This window comes from Flavobacterium lipolyticum (genome assembly GCF_020905335.1).
Lineage (GTDB): Bacteria > Bacteroidota > Bacteroidia > Flavobacteriales > Flavobacteriaceae > Flavobacterium > Flavobacterium lipolyticum.
On sequence record NZ_JAJJMN010000001.1, the window covers coordinates 1,230,761 to 1,250,924 of the forward strand.

Genomic DNA, 20,164 nt, shown 5'->3' on the forward strand with positions numbered 1-20,164 from the left:
ATTAATATTCGTGAATCCGTGGCGAAAAAAACAAAAACACCCGACAGATTTTAAAAACCTGTCGGGTGTTTGTTCAATAAAAAAAATCGAATTATTTAATAATCGTCATTTCGTCAATAATGTTTTTAGCTCCGGCGTATTTGTCAATAATCCAAAGTACGTAACGAATATCTACGTTGATTGTTCTTTGTAATTTAGAATCGAAAATAACATCTCCTGCCATCGCTTCGATGTTTCCGTCGAAAGCAACTCCAATTAATTCTCCTTTTCCGTTCAATACCGGAGAACCTGAATTTCCGCCAGTAATATCGTTATCTGTTAAGAAGTTTACCGGCATATAACCCGCTTTATCTGCATACTGCCCAAAATCTTTTGCTTTGTTCAACTCTAACAAACGTTTTGGTAAATCAAATTCCTGATCTCCTGCTTTATATTTTTTAACCATACTTTCCATGGTTGTATAATTATTGATTTTAGCATCGTTACGCGGATCAGCAGGTAAAGCTCTTACTTTTCCGTAAGTTAGTCTCAAGGTAGAGTTAGCGTCAGGATATTGAATAGCATTCAGTTTAGATTCTCTTAAACCTTCTACCAATTTACGGTAAGCACTTGCGAAACCGTCATCAGCTTTCAACTGATCGTCTGTTTTAGCACGGTATTTTGTCATTAAATCGTTAGAGATAATATACAAAGGATCGTGTACAATTGCTAATGGTTTAGGATTAGCCATAAATGCCAATACTTTGTCTTTAGAAGTAAAATAACTGATTTCAGTTGCTTTTGCCACATCGGCAGTAAAGTCACCATTGTTCCCTGATTTCATTTTAGCAACTTGCGTCGCTAAACCATATTCAGCAGCTTTAGAAGCGTATAAATTCAATTGTGCTGTTAATACATCTTTTTCAAGAGGCGCATAAAATTCACCATAGATGTTTTCGATCATTGCGTTGATCTTAGGCAGCATTTCAGCTTTCTTAGCATCATTTTCGTTGTAATAAGCGATCAATGCGTTTCCTAGGTTAGCAGGTCCGGTTGCGTAAGCTGATGTACGTAAAAGCTGTGTCAGGTAATTGTCATGAGTTGATTTTACATTTGTAGATCTGTAATAATCATTAATAGTTGGAATTACATTCTCATACTTTTCTTTATTAGCCGGTTTAGTAGCCCACTCGTAAAATTTATCTTCTTGTCCCGCTTTAACCTCTGCTGTTCCCGCTTTTGTTAAAGCATCGATCATCCCCTGACGGTTTTTCCAGTAGTTTGCTGTAGAAGCATATTTAGACGCGTATTGCAAACGAACTGTTGCATCTTTGTCCATATACTTTTTCATTTGATCCATTCCGGTTTTAGCACCTTCAACCCAAGCAGGGTAAGCAAACTTAACGTTTTGCTCAATTCCTCCAGCCGGCATCCAACGGTTTGTTCTTCCCGGATACCCTAAGATCATAGCGAAATCATTCTCTTTAACTCCTTTAATACTTACTGGTAAGTAGTGTTTTGGTTTCAAAGGCACATTATCTTTAGAATATGCTGCCGGATTTCCGTCTTTATCTGCGTACACTCTGAACATAGAGAAATCTCCTGTTTGACGAGGCCACTCCCAGTTGTCCGTATCTCCACCAAATTTACCAACACTTTCAGGAGGTGTTCCTACTAAACGTACGTCTGTATAATCCTGGTAAACGAAATAGTAATACTCATTTCCCTGAAAGAAAGGACGAACAGAAACGGTATATTTTCCACCTTCATTGTTTTCCTTTTCAATCAAAGCAATTTCTTGCTGAATCGCTTTACTTCTTTCAGTCTCTGTCATTTTATCATTTACTTTTGACAAAATTCTTTTAGAAACATCATCCATACGCACGAAGAAACGTACATACAATGATTTCGGTTTCATTTCGGCACTTCTTTGTTTTGCCCAAAAACCGTCTTTTAAGTAGTTTTGCTCTGCCGAAGATAGTTCTGCAATTGCGTCATAACCACAATGGTGATTGGTTAAAACCAATCCTTCTTTAGAAACAATTTCTGCTGTACAACCTCCATTAAATTGTACAATAGCATCTTTTAAACTATGATGGTTGATACTGTAAATTTCTTCGGCTGTCAATTGCAAGCCCATTTTTTCCATATCTCTATGGTTCAATCTTTCGATAAACATCAAAAACCACATTCCCTCATCAGCTCTTACAGGAAAAGCCATCAGACACATGGTCAAGAATAAAACTATTTTTTTCATGTTATTTTGTTTAAGTGATGCGAATATAATTCATTTTCATAATTATACTACCGAAATTCCTGCCGAAATTAGACATCTCAGTGATTTTTTAGCATTTCATTACGAATTTAACACCTATAATGTATTTAATTTGGCCTACGAAAATCTGTTATTTTCATGTTATATGAATAGTACACAAAACAAAAAAGGTGCTCTGTTTCCAGAACACCTTTTTACAAATTATTTTTTTAGTCGTTAAGCATTTTCCAAAGCTTATCTTTCAAATCCGTTAAACCCTGCTGAGCCACTGATGAGATAAACATATATGGAACGTCTTTGAAAGCGACGTCTAATTCGGTCTTCAATTCAGCTTTCAATTCGTCATCCAACATATCACATTTAGAGATTACTAAAAGACGTTCTTTGTCTAACATTTCAGGATTGTACTTGGTTAATTCATTGACCAAAATATCATACTCTGCTTTAATATCTGGTGTATCAACCGGAACTAGAAACAATAATGTTGAGTTACGTTCGATATGACGCAAAAAGTAATGACCTAAACCTTTCCCTTCTGCAGCTCCTTCAATAATTCCGGGAATATCTGCAATTACAAAAGATTGATAATCTCTATAAGCCACAATTCCTAAGTTTGGCTTTAAGGTTGTAAAAGGATAATCGGCAATTTTTGGTTTTGCAGAAGTTAAAACAGACAATAGGGTTGATTTTCCGGCGTTTGGAAAACCTACTAAACCAACGTCGGCTAATACTTTAAGCTCTAAAATTACATCCATTTCTACTCCCGGTAAACCCGGCTGAGCATAACGGGGTGTTTGATTGGTTGAACTTCTGAAGTGCCAGTTTCCCAGACCTCCTTTTCCTCCTTTTGAGAGGATTCTTTTTTCACCGTCTTCGGTAATTTCGAATAAAGTTTCTCCTGTTTCTTTGTCTTTTACAACAGTTCCTAAAGGTACTTCGATAAATTTATCTTCTCCGTCAGCACCTGTACTACGGTCTCCTCCTCCATCTCCACCGTGGCCCGCTTTAATATGTCGTGCAAATTTTAGATGAAATAATGTCCAAAGTCCTTTATTCCCCACCAAATACACGTGTCCTCCACGACCACCATCACCTCCGTCTGGGCCTCCTTTTTCAATAAATTTCTCTCTATGTAAATGCGTAGATCCTTTACCTCCTTTACCGGAAGAAACATAAATCTTAACATAATCTACAAAATTTCCTTCTGTCATTTTTCTGAATTTCAGATTTTAGATTTTAAATTTTAGATTTCTCTAGCTTCTATTTCTAAATTCTATTTTATTTATCTTTCAGCTGCAGTCACCTTTTTCAGTACCAAACTATGACTGAAAACTGTGACTGAAAACTATTTTTTTATTCTTTAAGCGCTTTTACCAACACTTTATCAATCTTTACGCCATCCATATCGATTACTTCCAGCACAAACTTTTGCCAGATTAATTTTTCGCCTTCTTTTGGAATATGCGAAAGCTCGGTCATAATCATTCCGCTTACCGTGTTTACTTCATAATCGTTTGTCAATTCGTCTAACTCAAAATAAGTTAAAAAATCGTGCAACGAATAATGCCCATCAACGAGCCACGAACCGTCTTCTCTTTCAATTAATTGGAATTCATCTTTATAAAAATCAGATGCATCTCCTACTAAAGCTTCCAGAATATCATTTAGGGTAATAATTCCCTGAAAAACACCATACTCATCAGAAACTAAAGCATAATGAATCCCTGTTTTTTTAAAATTCTCCAGCGCTTTGTATGCCGTTGTTTGCTCCATTAGGTAAGGCGCATCAATCATGATTCCCGCCAAATCAAAATGTTCACTTTCAATGTTTGCAAAGATATTCTTTAGGGTTACAACCCCCACAATATCATCATAATTGTCTCTGTACACCGGATAAACAGTATGCAAATCCTGCAAAACCAATTCCTTAATCTTCGTTTTATCGGCATTGAAAGGCAGCATATCAACTGACTTACGGTGTGTCATCAACGAATTTACTTTTCGATCCCCAATGTGAAAAACACGTTCTACGATATCTTGCTCGATCTCCTGAACTTCTCCACCCTCAGTACCTTCTTTGATAATTGCTTTAATTTCTTCTTCGGTTACCTTACCATCGGCAGTTGGTTTAATCTGAAATACATTCAGTAAAAAATCTGTCGAAGAAGTAAGCAGCCAGATAAAGGGCGCTGTAATTATCGAGATGGTTTTCATAGGCAGCGCTACCATTTTGGCAATCGCCTCCGGATAATTTAAACCAATTCGCTTTGGCAATAATTCTCCTAAAACCAAAGAGAAAAATGTCAAAACCACGACCACAATACCCACTGCAACAGAATGAGCATAGGGTTTTAAAAATGCAAATCCGCTAACAAAAACCTCAACGTCCATTGTTATTTTATCACCGCTGTAAATACCAGTCAAAATACCAATTAAAGTAATTCCGATTTGTACGGTTGACAAAAATTTATTTGGAGAATTGGCCAGATCAAGTGCTATTTTAGCACTATTGTTTCCTTTTTTTGCGGCAGTTTCAAGTCTGTTTTTCCGAGCCGAAATCAATGCAATTTCTGACATGGAAAAAACACCATTCAATAGTATTAGAAAAAATATTATTAGTATTTCCAATTTTTGGTTTATTCGTTATAAAATTGTCTTCATCAAGATAATTCTGTCATCTTAAAACTTCGTCTCCCTATCATTCAAAAGAATCCTGTCTTAAAAAACTAATTTTTCTTCCCAGAAAACAGCACCACAAAAATGCCTGTTTTATGACAAGAAAAATAGTTCTTAAAAGTCCCGATCGCAGTCGGGATGAAACGACAGCCGAAAAAAGCTTCTACAAATTATCTATAACTGACGTTAATCGCTCTGTAATTTCTTCGATGGTTCCGATACCATTTACGGCATGAAACTTATTTTGTTCTTTATAATATCCAATTAGTGGAGCTGTTTTTTCATTGTACTCCTGGTATCTTACTCTAATTTTCTCTTCGTCCTGATCGTCAGCTCTTCCGCTTGTTTTTCCTCTTTCTAACAAACGAGCCACTAGAATTTCATCATCTGCTTCTAATGCAACAGTCGCCGTTACACTTGATCCAATCGTTGGTAAAAATTGATCTAAAGCTTCCGCCTGATCTAAAGTTCTAGGATAACCGTCGAACAAAAACCCTGCTGTATCAGGATGTTTTTTTACCTCATCAATTAACATTGCGGTAGTTACTTCACACGGAACTAACGCTCCGTTATCCATAAAAACTCTTGCTTGTTTTCCTAAATCTGTATCATTTTTTAAGTTAAAACGAAAAATATCTCCTGTTGAAAGATGTGTTAATTTGTACTTTTCTTTTAAAAATTCTGCCTGAGTTCCTTTACCTGCCCCTGGCTTTCCAAATAAAACAATGTTAATCATAATATGAGTAAGTGTTGTGACTTCTATTTTTACAAGAAGTTTTAAATGAATATATAGTTGTGTGCGTGTTTCAATTTATTCTGCCAATTTATAAACTTCGGGAAAGTTTCTTCCCAAACCATCATAGTCCAGTCCGTAACCTACAATAAATTTATTCGGAATTCTGATTCCGATATAATCTATCTTGATGTCTTTTTTATAAGCTTCCGGTTTAAAAAACAAAGTAGCAATTTTAAAATGCTTTACATTTTGTGCTTTAAACAGTTGTTTCAATTCTTCAATTGTATTTCCTGTATCAATAATATCTTCAATAAGAATAACCGTTCTTCCTGATAAATCCTGATTGATCCCTATTAATTCTTTTACCGTATTGGTACTTTCAATTCCTTTATAAGAAGCCATTTTGATAAATGAAACCTCGCAAAGGCCTTTGTATTTCTTCAAAAAATCGGCAACTACCATAAAAGCCCCATTTAAAACACCAATAAAAATTGGGGTATCGTCTCCAAAATCATCTTCTACCTGTGCTACTATTTTAGTTAAAGCGAAATCAATTTCTTTGGCCGAAATAAACGGAACAAATTGTTTATCGTGAAGTTGTATCATTATTTTTACATTTAAAATAATGGGCAAAGATACAGAATTAGAAATAAACTGCGGGTATCAAAATATAGGACATACCTATTTTTTTAAGAATATTAAATATCACTTACTATTTAGAAATCTTTTCTTTAAAACAGGTCTGATTTTATTAAATCAACAGATTTTAAAACCATAACCTTAAATTACTTATTTTAGACCTGTCCAAAACTCATCAAAATGTCTTCTGAATTACAAACGAAATTAGATTACGTAAAAGCTTATCGGGAAAACCGTCTTAATGTGGCAAACGAAGTTTTAGAAAACCCATCCTTATTTAAAGAACTTGTTTCCATTTGTTTTTCCCCATCAGACAAAAACAATCACAAAGCCTGCTGGATTATGGAATTTGTTTCATACGAAGAATTGATCTGGCTGCAACCGTATCTTGATTTTTTCTGTTCGAATTTGAAAGTTTTAAAAGACGAAAGTGCCATCCGCCCTATCGCAAAAGTAGTTCAGTTACTCGTAAAAGCTCACTATAGCAAATTCGAAAACGGCATTTCTCTTTCCGAAACTAATTTGCAGGATTGTATCGAAGCGTCATTTGACTGGCTTATCAATGATGTAAAAGTAGCGACCAAGGCCTATTCAATAAGAACTTTATACCTACTAGGCAACCATTATGACTGGATACACCCGGAACTGCAAGTTATTCTGAATAAGGACTATGGCGATCATTCTGCTGCTTACAAAGCCGTTGCCAAAGAAGTTTTAAAGAAAATCGAGTAGTTTTATTACGCATAAACCCTATACAGATTGTATTAATTATATTGTTCTTAAAATTATAACCTGAAAAAATTTGTGAATTTTGTGAAATTCGTGGCAAAAAAAAGATTAAAAAGTATCTTTGCAAAAACACAACTACAATGAATTATTTTTCTTCTGATTTTAAATTAGGAATATTAGGCGGCGGACAATTAGGTAAAATGCTCTTGTTTGACACCCGAAAATTTGACATCCAAACTTATATTCTTGACCCAAGCGACGAAGCTCCAAGTAAATTTGCCTGCAATAAATTCTTTCAGGGGGATTTAATGGATTATGAAACGGTTTATAATTTTGGAAAACAAGTAGATGTTCTGACTTTTGAAATCGAACTGGTTAACCTGGAAGCCCTGACACAATTAGAGAATGAAGGATTGAAAATCTATCCTTCACCTAAAACCTTAAAAGGAATTCAAAACAAAGGAATTCAAAAACAATTTTACGCGGATCACCATATCCCAACAGCACCATTTGAGCGCTTTGAAAATTTAGCAGGTCTTAAAGCTAAAATTCAAGATATAAAACTACCATTTGTCTGGAAATGCACTGAGTTTGGTTACGACGGAAACGGCGTAAAAGTAATTCGTCAGGTTTCAGATCTGGACAGTTTGCCAAATGTAGAATGCATTGCAGAAACTATGATTCCGTTTAAAAACGAATTGGCTGTTATTGTCTGTAGAAATCCATCAGGAGAAATAAAAACGTATCCGGTTGTTGAAATGGAATTTCATCCGGAAGCCAACCAGGTAGAATATGTAATCTGTCCTGCCAGAATTGAGGAGAAAGTAGCCCAAAAAGCGAGAGCGATTGCCTTAAATGTTTCGGAAAAATTCAATCATGTTGGTCTTTTGGCTGTTGAAATGTTTCAGACTAATGACGATGCTATTTTAGTAAATGAAGTAGCTCCGCGTCCGCACAATTCAGGACATTACTCGATTGAAGCCAGTTATACTTCGCAATTCGAAAATCATTTGCGTGCGATTTTGGATCTTCCCTTGGGAAATACCGACAGTAAAGTTGCCGGGATTATGGTTAACTTAGTAGGTGCCGAAGGATTTTCGGGAGATGTTGTTTATGAAAATATCGAAACCATTTTGGGATGGAACGGTGTTACCCCACATATTTACGGTAAAAAACAAACACGCCCTTTCAGAAAAATGGGGCATGTTACCATCGTAAATGAAAATATGTCTGAGGCCAGAAGAATTGCCGAGGATGTTAAGAATACGATTAGAGTGATTAGTAATTAGTTGCCGTTTTCAGCCACAGTCAACAGTCTGAAACCTGAAACAGAACAAGTAGTTTTCATTCACAGTCAACAGTTTACAACAACTTGAATCAAAAATATTACAAATGGGATTTCTTGATCTTCTTGATTTATTAAACAATGCTTCAAAGGCAGGTAAAACCCAAAATTTAACTAAAAATTACGTTGAAAAGTTTATTGATAAAAATGAATATGTTGGTGAGAGAATCAAATATTTTATTGGATTCTTATTTATAACATTGTTCTTAATTGTATTAGGTCTTGGAATTATATTTCTAATTTTTAAAACCATAAAACAGTCTTAAACAAAATAACTTCTAAATTTCAGTTTTGATCAACCTGAAACTTGAAACCTGAAACCTGAAACAAAAAAAACCTGAAACAAAAAAACCTGAAACAAAAAAATAAAATGAGCAAAGTAGCCATCATCATGGGAAGTATCTCTGACATGCCGGTCATGCAGGATGCCATCGACATATTAAAACAATTTAATGTTGAAGTTGAAGTAGACATCGTTTCGGCACACCGAACGCCGGAAAAACTATTTGATTTCAGTAAAAATGCACACACTCGCGGAATTTCAGTAATTATTGCCGGAGCGGGGGGAGCTGCGCACTTGCCCGGAATGGTTGCCTCAATGTCGCCGCTTCCGGTAATTGGTGTTCCGGTAAAATCAAGCAATTCTATTGATGGTTGGGATTCGGTACTATCGATCCTTCAAATGCCAGGCGGAGTTCCTGTTGCAACAGTAGCATTAAACGGTGCTAAAAATGCCGGAATCTTAGCAGCACAAATCATTGGAAGTCACGATAAAAAAGTACTTGATACTATTATTTCGTATAAAGAAGAATTAAAAGCGGCAGTTAATAAAGCGGCTGAGAGCCTTAAATAGTTTTCAGTCTCAGTCTCAGTAAGCACTAAAAATTGAGACTGAAAACTGAGACTGAATATTCAAAAAAAATAAACTCTTTAGTCTCAGTTCGCACTGAAAACTGAGACGGAGACTGAAAACTAAAAAAAATGAGCATCTTAACACAACATTTCAATACGAAACACAATACAGCACCTTTTTCGCAGATTAAAATCGAAGATTATGTTCCTGCTTTCAACGAAGCAATTGCTTTGGCTAAAGCCGAAATTGATGCCATCGTAAACAATCCCGACGAACCTACTTTTGAAAATACCGTTGTAGCAATGGATTTTACAGGTGATGTTCTGGATCGTCTTTCCAGTATTTTCTTCAATCTAAATTCGGCAGAAACCACTGATGAGATGCAAAAAATTGCACAGGAAGTTTCTCCTTTACTTTCAGAGTTCGGAAATGACATTACCTTAAATGCAGCATTATTTGCTAAAATCAAAGCCGTTCACGAGCAAAAAGAAAAGCTGAATTTAAATCCGGAGCAAACTACGCTTTTGGATAAAAAATACAAAAGCTTCTCGAGAAACGGAGCCAATTTACCTGAGGATAAAAAAGAAAACTTACGTGAGATCGATAAAGAATTGTCGAAATTAAGTCTGCAGTTTGGCGAAAATGTTTTGGCTGAAACCAATGCTTTTGAGTTGCATTTAACCGACGAGAAAGATCTAGCTGGTTTACCGGAAGGTACAATCGAAGCGGCGAGATTATTAGCTAAAAGTCAGGAAAAAGAGGGATGGATTTTCACTTTAGATTATCCAAGTTATATTCCGTTTGTAACGTATGCCGATAATCGTGAATTACGCAAAAAAATGGCGATTGCCTTTGGTGCAAAAGCTTTTCAAAATAACGAGTTTGACAATCAGGAGAACGTACTGGCAATTGCCAAATTACGTTTTAAAAGAGCTAATTTATTAGGGTACAAAACTCATGCTCATTTTGTTTTAGAGGAAAGAATGGCCGAGAGTCCGGAAAAAGTTTTCTCTTTCCTAAATGATTTGCTGGCTAAAGCAAAACCGGCAGCTCAAAAAGAATTTGCTGAATTAGCCTCTTTTGCCAAAGATTTGGACGGAATTGAACAATTGGAAAAATGGGATGGTGCTTATTATTCTGAAAAATTAAAACAGCAGCTTTTCAACTTAGATGACGAAAAACTGAAACCTTATTTTCAATTAGAAAAAGTTTTAGCTGGAGCTTTTACGGTTGCCCAAAAACTTTACGGATTAACTTTTACCGAAGTTTTTGATATCGACAAATATCACGAAGAAGTGATGACCTACGAGGTAAAAGATACAGAGAACAATTTAGTTGCTATTTTCTACGCTGATTTTTTCCCTAGAAGAGGAAAACGAAACGGAGCCTGGATGACCTCTTTCAAATCGCAATCTATAAAAGATGGGACAAACGAAAGACCTCATATTTCGAACGTTTGCAACTTTACAAAACCAACAGAAACCAAACCTTCGTTATTGACGTTTAATGAAGTTACTACTTTATTTCACGAATTTGGTCACGGTTTACACGGAATGCTTGCCAACACCACTTACCCTAGCTTGTCCGGAACTTCTGTATTTTGGGATTTTGTAGAATTACCAAGTCAAATTATGGAAAACTGGTGTTACGAACCTGAAGCTTTGGCTTTATTTGCTAATCATTACGAAACGAATGAAGTTATTCCGATCGAATATGTTCAAAAAATTAAAGAAAGTGCCAGTTTTCAAGAAGGTCTTGCCACTTTGCGTCAATTGAGTTTTGGTCTTTTGGATATGGCCTGGCACGGGCAAGATCCGACAGCTATTACAGATCTAAAAACTTTTGAAACAGAGCAATTTGCAAACACTCAATTATACCCTGATGTAAAAGAGAATGCAATGAGTACTGCTTTTTCTCATATTTTCCAGGGCGGTTATTCTTCAGGATATTACAGTTATAAATGGGCAGAAGTACTGGATGCTGATGCTTTTGAATATTTTCAGGAAAACGGCATCTTCAATTACGAAGTCGCTGCAAAATTCAGAGACAATGTACTTTCTAAAGGCGGAACTGAGCATCCGATGACATTATACAAACGTTTCAGAGGTCAGGAACCAAAACCGGAAGCTCTATTGAAAAGAGCAGGATTGCTTTAAGATTTTTAGACTTCTTAACGTATTAGATATATTTAAAACCGAGGTAGAAATACTTCGGTTTTTTTGATTCGATCTAGCTACAAATACCATAAATAATTTTACTTATCTTCACCATTTTTTTAACCCATATCTTCGAAATTCAAATTGAAAAAACTTCTCAAAAAACTAATTTACCTTTTCATCATTGGGGTTATTGCAATCATTTCTGTTAATTGGTATGTTAAATCCTCAACTAGTAATTTGATTTATCACACTGTAAATAATATTCCCAAAAATGAAGTGGGAATTATTTTTGGAGCCGGAATCAACGGTGACCAGCCCAGTAAATATTTAAAAGACAGACTGGATGCCGGAATCCTATTGTATAAAACCCATAAAATAGATAAAATTCTGCTTTCAGGCGACAATGGCAGAGATGAATATGATGAACTTACCGTTATGAAAACATATTGTTTCAACCACGGAGTTGACACTGCTAAAATATTTATTGATTACGCCGGCTTTGACACCTATTCAACTATGTACAGGGCCTCACATATTTTTAAAACAAAAAAAGCAACTTTAATTTCTCAGGAATATCACTTGAACAGGGCCATTTACATTGGACAAAAACTGGGCGTAAAATCAATTGGATTTTCTGCCAACAAAGGAGAATATCTGGGATATCCATATGTGACTTTTAGAGAATTCGGTTCTATTTTTAAATCTTTTTTTGATGTTTTAAGAAATCGCGAGCCTCGTTTTTTAGGAAACGAAATTAATATTAATGGTGTTTCCAATTATTCAAAAGAGGATAAACGATAACAAACACTTTTTTTGCTTCCCAAAAAAATTCTAACACTACCTTTTTAAAGAAAAATGACTTCTAATCTGTTTTGCAATACCTGGGTTATTTATTTCTTCATAAGTTAGAACAAACCAGTAATCTGAAGCAAAAACAGGACTGTTCCTATAAGTACCATTCCATCCCGGAGTATCTTTAGTCAAACGAGTGATGAACTTACCATATCTGTCAAAAATATCGATCTCTAATTTATTAAAAATCTCCAAATTATTTACATGCCAGGTATCATTATATCCATCACTATTAGGCGTAAAAAACTTAGGATAATCCCATTCGGTTAACTCAGGTTTTTCTAACTCACAATCTTCTTTGTTTAAAAAAATCACTTTTGCCAGAGGCGAAAATAAATAACATCCTTTACTGGTAATAATATTAACGGTATAATTTCCTTCCTGAGTTGCAACATAAGTATTCGTATTGGCTCCGAAGATAGCAGTATCATCAACTTCCCATTGATAAGACTTAATGATATGATTGGAAGGAATATTCACCTCTAAAACAGTACTGTCCCCTTTGCAAATCATTAAATTTCCTTCAATTACAGCCTCTACTAACACTGTATTCTCTTCAATAATCAGAACGTCATCCATTAAAAGACTACAACTTCTTGTTGAAATTTTGGTTAATCGATAAGTTCCCACCGGAGCCGGAGACTCTATTACTATAAATAAACCTTTACTATCAATAGTCACCGGAGATTGAACTATCCCATTTAATTCATAATCGATTGTAAATGGCCCCGAATCTTTACTTGTAATTTCTACCTGAATACCTGAATTCTCTCCTAAACAAGAATCTCCCCCATATTTGACTAATTTAGCGTTTGCAGTAAATGGTTCTTCATTATCAATCACAAGAATATTATCTAATGAAAAGCGGCATCCTCTAGTTGAAATTTCTGTAATTTGATAGATTCCGGCCTGAGCTGGAGCTGTTACTAATGTATATAAACCCACATCTTCTATAGTTACAGGAGATTGCAGTATTCCGTTAATTTCATACTCTATTACAAAAGGACCTGAATCGGGGCTCGTAATTTCTACCTGTACTCCTGAATTTTCTCCTAAACAAGCATTCCCTCTGTATTTAATTAGGCTCGCACTGGCTTTAGGAGGTACTCCTCCATAAATAATTAAAGTATCATCCAGTAAAAAATCACAACCCCCAACTGAAATTTTTGTTAATCGATAAGTTCCAACATTTGCCGGAGCCATTATTAATCTGTGCAAACCTGCACTACTTATCGTTACAGGAGATTGACCGATTCCGTTAATTTCATATTCTATTTTAAATGGTCCCGATTTTGTACTTGTTATGTATACCTGAATCCCTGAGCCTAACCCTGAACAAGAAACTCCTCCATATCTCACTAATTTAGCACCGGCTGATACCGGAATTCCTTTATCAATAACAATGGTATCGTCAAGCATCGAATTACATCCGCCTGTAGAAATTTTAGTCAATCGATAAGTCCCTTCCTTAGCCGGAGCCACTATTAAGGAATACAAACCTGTATTGTTTATTGTTACGGGAGATTGAGCCACTCCGTTTATTTCATATTCTATTGTAAAAGGACCGGATCCGGTACTTCTTATTTCAACCTTGACCCCCGCTCCTGTTCCCGTACATGTTCCTCCTCCGTCTTTAACTAATTTTGCTGATATTGCAACTCCAACATTTTTTATTTCTATAGGCTCGCACACAACTTCTCCGGCAGAATTAGCATCACTGATCGCAATAATAGCATATGTTCCTTCTGACAAGGATGCCGGATTTATCGAATAAGGATTTTGTGAAGTGGTTATTTCGGGATAAACAATTTCCGGAGATACATCTGTTCTCTTGTAAGTAAATTTATAGGGAGCTGTCCCTGAGAAATAAACCGTTAATCCTAAATCTTTTCCGCAACCTCCGTCAAATCCTTCCATTCTGGCTGTAGGAGCAAAACAACCGTTTGATTCGTTACCATATGTTTCAGACATTCCTTTTTTAGGATCAAAGGCTGGTAAAAAGACAACTATTGCCTCTACTACATCATGCATCTGGTATCTGAAAGATATAGAATTCCCTCCATTGATACGATCAAAAACGGGTTTGATTGTGGCTCTGAAATTTGCTTCTGTTACTCCGAAAGCAGCATAAAATGGCGTAACTTTTTTTATATACTCGTCTACGTCACTCCATTCAATTTGTGAGTCATAAAATCCTCTAAATGTATGAGCCGATCTATCGGTTACTCCCCAAATAGCAGCATCAGTCCAGCTGATATCTGCGACCCTGTCGTCTAATACTTTTGTCAGCCTGTTAATTTGTTCTGCATAAAGCCGGTCCAAGCCGGAAGGTGAAGCCGGAGAGATATAATCCATCAAATTTGTTGCAGCGACAGCATTCGCACGATTTTTAACAAAAACAGGTTCAAAAGCACCACTATTCATTCCCTGATTATAAGCCAAAGCTAAAATTTTAACCGCTGCATAAGGATCTTTTGAGTCTTTTATGAACCCTATAGGATTCCAGCATTTAACATATTGCCAAAAAGCAATATTTCTGTAATCATGATACATTTTTATAATAGACTGAAACTCAAAACTTGCCCCTATGGCCGGATCGCCTATAAAACTATTCTTAGAAACCTGAGGTATAAAACAAGGATAGTTCATAAACATCTCCATCCAGCTTCCTCCCATCTCTTGCTGAAAATATCCTGCCGCAACCTTGCCTGTAGTATCATAACAATTGACTCCACCATTAATTAAATCCTGATTTGGGTATTTTTTTGTAACCCAACTTGGAGCAATAAGTTTACTCCCTTCGCAACCTGCATTTATTTCCTGAATCGTTGTTGCAAAATACTCATTGATACTCATCGCCTCAAATCCCATCAGGTTTGTAAACAAACTGTGAGAAACGGCCATACCAATAGCCCAGCCTTTTCTGTTTTCAGGAATATAAACATCTACTCGTTCACCCCACGCCCAAACCGAGCCTTCGCCGATTTTTATTTCATTACCATTAGGTCCCGCAGGCTTTATGGCGCAGATACTGCTAAAACTTTTTTCGCACTTAAAATTCTCGGTAGCTGGTGGGGTATAGCAAGTAATTCCTTTTATAGGAGTACCATTTAATGTACCCTGGCCCGGCGGAAACATTCCCGGCACATAATTCATCGTGACACTATAAATTGTAGTACCAACCGGCAGAACATCTCCCCAGGTAGTTTTTTTAAGCTCAACTATACCGTTATTTCCGTTTTGAATGACATCCATTCCGGACCACATGACAACATTAGAAACTCCTTTCCAATTGAAAACAAAGCTATAGTCCGGTATGGAAGTATTCGTTTTATTGTGAACTTTAAAATCCAAAACAATCGTGTTTCCATGCTTACCTGTCATACAAAACTCATAACTTACTTGAGAATATGCGTTATTTAGGTTCAATAAAAAAAACAGTAAAAGAAATTGTATTTTGTAAAACTTCATCATTATTTATCTGTATTATAAAGGATCACGAAACAATTCATTTTCGATCAGCATAAAGAATTAGATGACCTAACGAATTTAATTCCGTTAGCCAACTTCATTTTTCAGGAAATTGAATATTATTTAATCCTAAAAATTAACCAGCTTATACGATTTTCTTTGTCCCAAATTATCGGTTATGACTACAATAAATAGCTGCTTAGTCAGGAAACTTCTATCTTCTAACCATAAATTTCTATGGTTTTGACTGTTTTTATAGCTTAGTACAGATTGCCCAAGAATATTGTAAACCTCAACATGGTCAATTTCTGTTGCTTCATTATGTACAGCTATTTCCAATACATTATTTTTAAAATGGGCAATTATATTTTTATCACCCGTTTTATCAAAATGATCTACTGAAAGTGATTTACTGAAGTAGTCGTGATACTTATTAGAAAACTCATACCCGCTGCCACAACTGGCATCCCAATTGATAGACCAGGTCATAACTCCTCTCATTTGCGGCTGCAAAGAAGATTTCATGGTATATTTTCTTCCGGAATAGGTAGTCCCAAATCGTAAGTAATTAAAAGCATCAATCCCTTTGTCAGGTGTGAGATATCCTCCTGCCGGTGCCGCTCCCGGACAAGCCGGAATTGCAATAACTATTTTAGAAGCCGGCAATGGTGGAAAATAAAATCCTGTAGAGGCTACATTGAATCCTTTCATTAACATATCTGACATGGCTACTAAAAAATCCGGAGTGGCTTGAGAATAGGCTGTGTTATCTAAAGCATTTAAAGATCCGGTGTTATACAATTGCACCATCAAAAGATCCAGCTCATTACGCAAATTATGAATTACCGGCAAAAAAGATCCGGCTCCATCTCCATACACCGAATATCCAACTTGTACATAATAGGTTTCCGGAGCAGCAGTTAAAATAAAACCTGTTCCATAATAAGCCTTTAATTCCTTGAAAGCATCAATTACATTCTTAAGTTTTGGGTAGGCCGAAATCGCCGAATAAGAAAAATCTTTTAGCGCTCCTGCTCCAAAATTCATAGAACCACCTTCAAAATCAATATCAACACCATCAAAATTATACTGATCAACAATCGCTTTTATTCCGTTTACAAAAATATTTTTTTGGTTAATGGTGTTTAGTACAACATGACCATTCTGTCCACCAATTGACACAATTACCGGAATACCTTTATCCCTTAAGCTCTTGATATCATTTTTTAACAATTGCGGATCAAAGACTCCATTAGTAAAAAATCTTGGTTCATTTACTACTAAAACCGGAGTATAACCATCTCTATTCACCGTTTCTATAAATGAATAAACAACAACATTGTATTTCTTGTCTGCAATTTGTCTAAAGTACAAAAACGGCGCACTTGTGTTCTCCCATCCATGTGCATAACCAACAATAACTTTAGCTGGCAAAGGATTAAACTTTGAGTTAACAATAGTAATCGATTGATTCAATAAATTCTCACCGCCTTTATTATCAATTGCTTTTACAATTATTGGATATTCTTTATAGCTACTAGGAGTAAAAGTATAGCTATACGTGTCTCCAGAACCTTTTATCATAGGAAAATAAGTTCCGTTTACATTTACTGCAACACTTGAAATTGTACCATCTCTATCTGTAACATTAACACTTATTGAAACTGGTTGAAAACCGGAAGCTTGATTGACTGTATTAGATGCAGGTGTAAGCCAGGTAATTTCCGGCAATACATTTGGACATGCTGTACCTGAACATTGCAAATAAAATGGAAAACTATTTTCGGCTGTAGCATTATTAGAGGCTGTAGCTGTAGCTTTTAGCGTGTAATTTTTATTAAAATCAGCTACTGCCGGTGTCCATGTTGCCGTATACTCTATACCTGTTGTAGGCGTTCCTGTAATATTTAACCCATTTACATTAAATACAACCGATGCTATTGTAATCTTTCCATCATCAGTAGTCATGCTTCCATTTGCTTTAAGCTGAATAACTGCTCCGGGAACTATAGTAAGATTTGCAGCAGACGGGCTCGTAATTGTCACTTGAGGGGCAGCAGCACTTGAATTAAAGTTATATTCTTTTGACGAAACCGGAATTGGCAAATTGGCCAGATCTGTAGGATAATAAACAACAGAGTTGTTATCCCAGGCATTCATTTTTAAACTTGAAATGGTGGTATAACCCGAAAATATTGCATTGTCAAAGCTATATTTTCCATAGGCATCTGTTGTAGCAACAAAGGTAGCATAAGGATGTGTACTATCTGTCCATGGAAGATTTAGTTCAATTTTTGCACCTGCGATTGGCACAGAACCATTTTTGACCATTCCGCTTATTTTATTAGTTGGAGTGGCATTTTGATTAAAATCTAAAACTTTGTTTTCACTTAACGCACTGTATAAAGTAGAAACTGGTGAAAATGTCATTCCTGTTTTGGCAGCAGTAATGGTATAGTCTGCTCCTGCTGTTAAACCGCTTATCCTATAAGCTCCTTTTGAATCTGAAACTCCAGTAACATTGGCTGTTGCCGAAGCTACAGTAACGGTTACTCCGGAAACTGCCGTAATACCATTTAGCACGGTTCCCGTAATGGTATAAAGAGGTTGTGTACCCTGTATAACAATACCGGTTTGGTTGGCAGTAACATTTGTTAATTTTACCGGCGTAAAAGTATAGGAAACCTTTAAAGCTGTAACCGCATAATTTGCTCCTGAAACTACTTTAGTAAAAGTAAAATTCCCATCTGAGGATTTAACGGTTTGTATAACGGCATCATTCTCATCTTTTAGCTGAACTGTGACATCCGAAACCAAATTGGTACCCATTTTTGCAGTACCACTAATGGTTAAAGTTCCCTCAACGGCAACCTTAAAGGAAGCATCTATCTGATTTAATAATGCATTAGGTACAGCACCTCTGGTATCCTGAGACAACTCCCAAACCATACCTCCGGCAAGGTTTTTAGACGTTATATATTTAGCTTTAAGATCCATCGATTGTTTATCTTCGTAAGAGATAAACTGTTTTAGTGTCGAGTTGTATAAATAAGGAACTTTGGTGGTGTTATCCCAATATCGTACCCATCCTGCCGAAGCTGCCTTTGGTGTAACCATCATGGTATTCGGATCTAAATAAGGATGCGGAGTGGTTACGGAATTCCCTACTAAATCGCAAATTTCAATACTTCCTGAATTTTCACATGGAGAACCCGTATCCCACGTTCCAAGAGGAGGCTGCGGATTTTTACAGGCCGAAAGTACATCTCTTGGTGCAGCAACGAATAGTCCGGGTAAATTAGGATTGGTTCCATTATTGGCCACATGATCAAATTTTTTTCCATAAAAAGGCAATCCCATGATTAATTTATTGGCAGGGAAACCAACTACGTTCAAATATTGAGTAGTTAATTCATCTAATGATTCCGACTGCTCTGCACCATAAAACGGATCGTTTGTGTTTCCGCTTGCATACAATGGCGCATTGTAACAGGTTTTATCGAACCAGTTTCCACCGAAATCATAACCAAAAAAAGTAATATAATCGCAATAGGTCGAAATATCTTCTGTCATTCCGAATTGGGCTCTGTTGTTTGGTCCAAGATATTGTTTGGATACATTTCGAACATTGTTCCCAGCCGCGATTGTAATTAATTTATTTGGCATTGCCTGACGCATTGCCTTTAATAAATAAACTAAATTTTTGTTGTCGTCGGGACTGTATTTTTGAGGAGGAACCGGGGCACCATTAAGAATCTCTGTACCATCTGTACCACCTGATAGCGGATATTCCCAGTCGATATCAAATCCGTCAATAAAGGGATAAGTAGCAATGAATTTTACCATATCTGCAGCCAAAGCAGCTCTTGCCACAGGACTTGCAGCAATTGGAGAAAGATCCTGACCTTTGGTCCATCCTCCAACAGAGATTAAAACTTTCAAATGAGGATACTTTTCTTTTAACTTCATCAAGCCATAAAAGTTTCCTTTCACGGGAGCATCCCACGGAATTCCGTCTTCCATATGCTCAAAATCGGCATAGGTATCCAAACATTGTAATTTTGTATTCTCCGGACGGGCAGGATCATAACTTGTACCGTAAAAAGAATAATTTAAATGTGTCAATTTACTTCCATCTATCTTAGAGACATTAAAATCCCTGCCATAAATAGCCCATTGTGCATAATATCCAACTACTTTTTTATTATGACTCGGCTGAGAAAATAATAAGGTTGGAAATAAAACTGAAAATAAAAATAGTAAGTAGTATTGTTTCATAACTTTTTTTTTCAAAATTAAAGCTATGTTATAGAATTAACTTTCACAGTGTTACAATTGGCTAATTACATGTAATAATTAGCAGCTTACGCCGAAGCACTTAATATTTGGCAGGGAAATTTTCTGCTTCAAAAAAAAGACTGCTTTGTCGAAACATTATAAAATATGAGGT

At 36.1% G+C, this 20,164-nt stretch carries 13 protein-coding genes; 6 read left to right on the forward strand and 7 right to left on the reverse strand.

All coding sequences use genetic code 11. The features are described from left to right. Positions 1-91 precede the first annotated feature (91 nt). The 5 genes from LNQ34_RS05520 to LNQ34_RS05540 form a co-directional block, all read right to left on the reverse strand. A complete protein-coding gene (locus tag LNQ34_RS05520; RefSeq protein WP_229998910.1) occupies positions 92-2,236 on the reverse strand; it encodes a S46 family peptidase in 2,145 nt (714 codons plus the stop codon). A gap of 227 nt (positions 2,237-2,463) precedes the next feature. Further along, complete coding sequence (obgE, locus tag LNQ34_RS05525) at positions 2,464-3,465, reverse strand: GTPase ObgE (protein WP_229998911.1); 1,002 nt, start codon at positions 3,463-3,465, stop codon at positions 2,464-2,466. Between the two features lie 142 nt (positions 3,466-3,607). Beyond that, complete coding sequence (locus LNQ34_RS05530; RefSeq protein WP_202701713.1) at positions 3,608-4,882, reverse strand: hemolysin family protein; 1,275 nt, start codon at positions 4,880-4,882, stop codon at positions 3,608-3,610. A gap of 211 nt (positions 4,883-5,093) precedes the next feature. Beyond that, on the reverse strand, positions 5,094-5,666 hold the full coding sequence (locus tag LNQ34_RS05535) for an adenylate kinase (protein ID WP_229998912.1): 573 nt from the start codon (positions 5,664-5,666) through the stop codon (positions 5,094-5,096). Positions 5,667-5,741: 75 nt separating this feature from the next. Further along, positions 5,742-6,272: a phosphoribosyltransferase gene (locus LNQ34_RS05540; RefSeq protein WP_229998913.1), complete on the reverse strand. Its 531-nt coding sequence runs from the start codon at positions 6,270-6,272 to the stop codon at positions 5,742-5,744. A 213-nt stretch (positions 6,273-6,485) separates the two neighbouring features. On the opposite strand from LNQ34_RS05540, the gene LNQ34_RS05545 reads away from it, so the two are divergent. From LNQ34_RS05545 to LNQ34_RS05570, 6 genes are all read left to right on the forward strand, one after another. After that, a complete protein-coding gene (locus LNQ34_RS05545; protein ID WP_229998914.1) occupies positions 6,486-7,037 on the forward strand; it encodes a hypothetical protein in 552 nt (183 codons plus the stop codon). Between the two features lie 137 nt (positions 7,038-7,174). Beyond that, complete coding sequence (locus LNQ34_RS05550; protein ID WP_229998915.1) at positions 7,175-8,323, forward strand: 5-(carboxyamino)imidazole ribonucleotide synthase; 1,149 nt, start codon at positions 7,175-7,177, stop codon at positions 8,321-8,323. A 103-nt stretch (positions 8,324-8,426) separates the two neighbouring features. Beyond that, positions 8,427-8,645 (forward strand): hypothetical protein, encoded by a 219-nt coding sequence (locus tag LNQ34_RS05555; protein WP_202703308.1) that lies wholly within the window; start codon positions 8,427-8,429, stop codon positions 8,643-8,645. 104 nt (positions 8,646-8,749) lie between these two features. After that, a complete protein-coding gene (gene purE / locus LNQ34_RS05560) occupies positions 8,750-9,232 on the forward strand; it encodes a 5-(carboxyamino)imidazole ribonucleotide mutase (RefSeq protein ID WP_111285019.1) in 483 nt (160 codons plus the stop codon). 128 nt (positions 9,233-9,360) lie between these two features. Further along, positions 9,361-11,388 carry a M3 family metallopeptidase gene (locus LNQ34_RS05565; protein WP_229998916.1) on the forward strand — a complete coding sequence of 676 codons (2,028 nt, stop codon included), beginning with the start codon at positions 9,361-9,363 and terminating at the stop codon, positions 11,386-11,388. A gap of 144 nt (positions 11,389-11,532) precedes the next feature. Beyond that, positions 11,533-12,192, forward strand: coding sequence for a SanA/YdcF family protein (locus LNQ34_RS05570; RefSeq protein WP_229998917.1), 660 nt, complete (start codon positions 11,533-11,535; stop codon positions 12,190-12,192). A gap of 36 nt (positions 12,193-12,228) precedes the next feature. On the opposite strand, the gene LNQ34_RS05575 is transcribed toward LNQ34_RS05570, so the two are convergent. Continuing rightward, positions 12,229-15,627, reverse strand: coding sequence for a T9SS type B sorting domain-containing protein (locus tag LNQ34_RS05575; protein ID WP_229998918.1), 3,399 nt, complete (start codon positions 15,625-15,627; stop codon positions 12,229-12,231). 216 nt (positions 15,628-15,843) lie between these two features. Beyond that, on the reverse strand, positions 15,844-19,992 hold the full coding sequence (locus LNQ34_RS05580; protein ID WP_229998919.1) for a glycosyl hydrolase family 18 protein: 4,149 nt from the start codon (positions 19,990-19,992) through the stop codon (positions 15,844-15,846). Between the last annotated feature and the right edge of the window lie 172 nt (positions 19,993-20,164).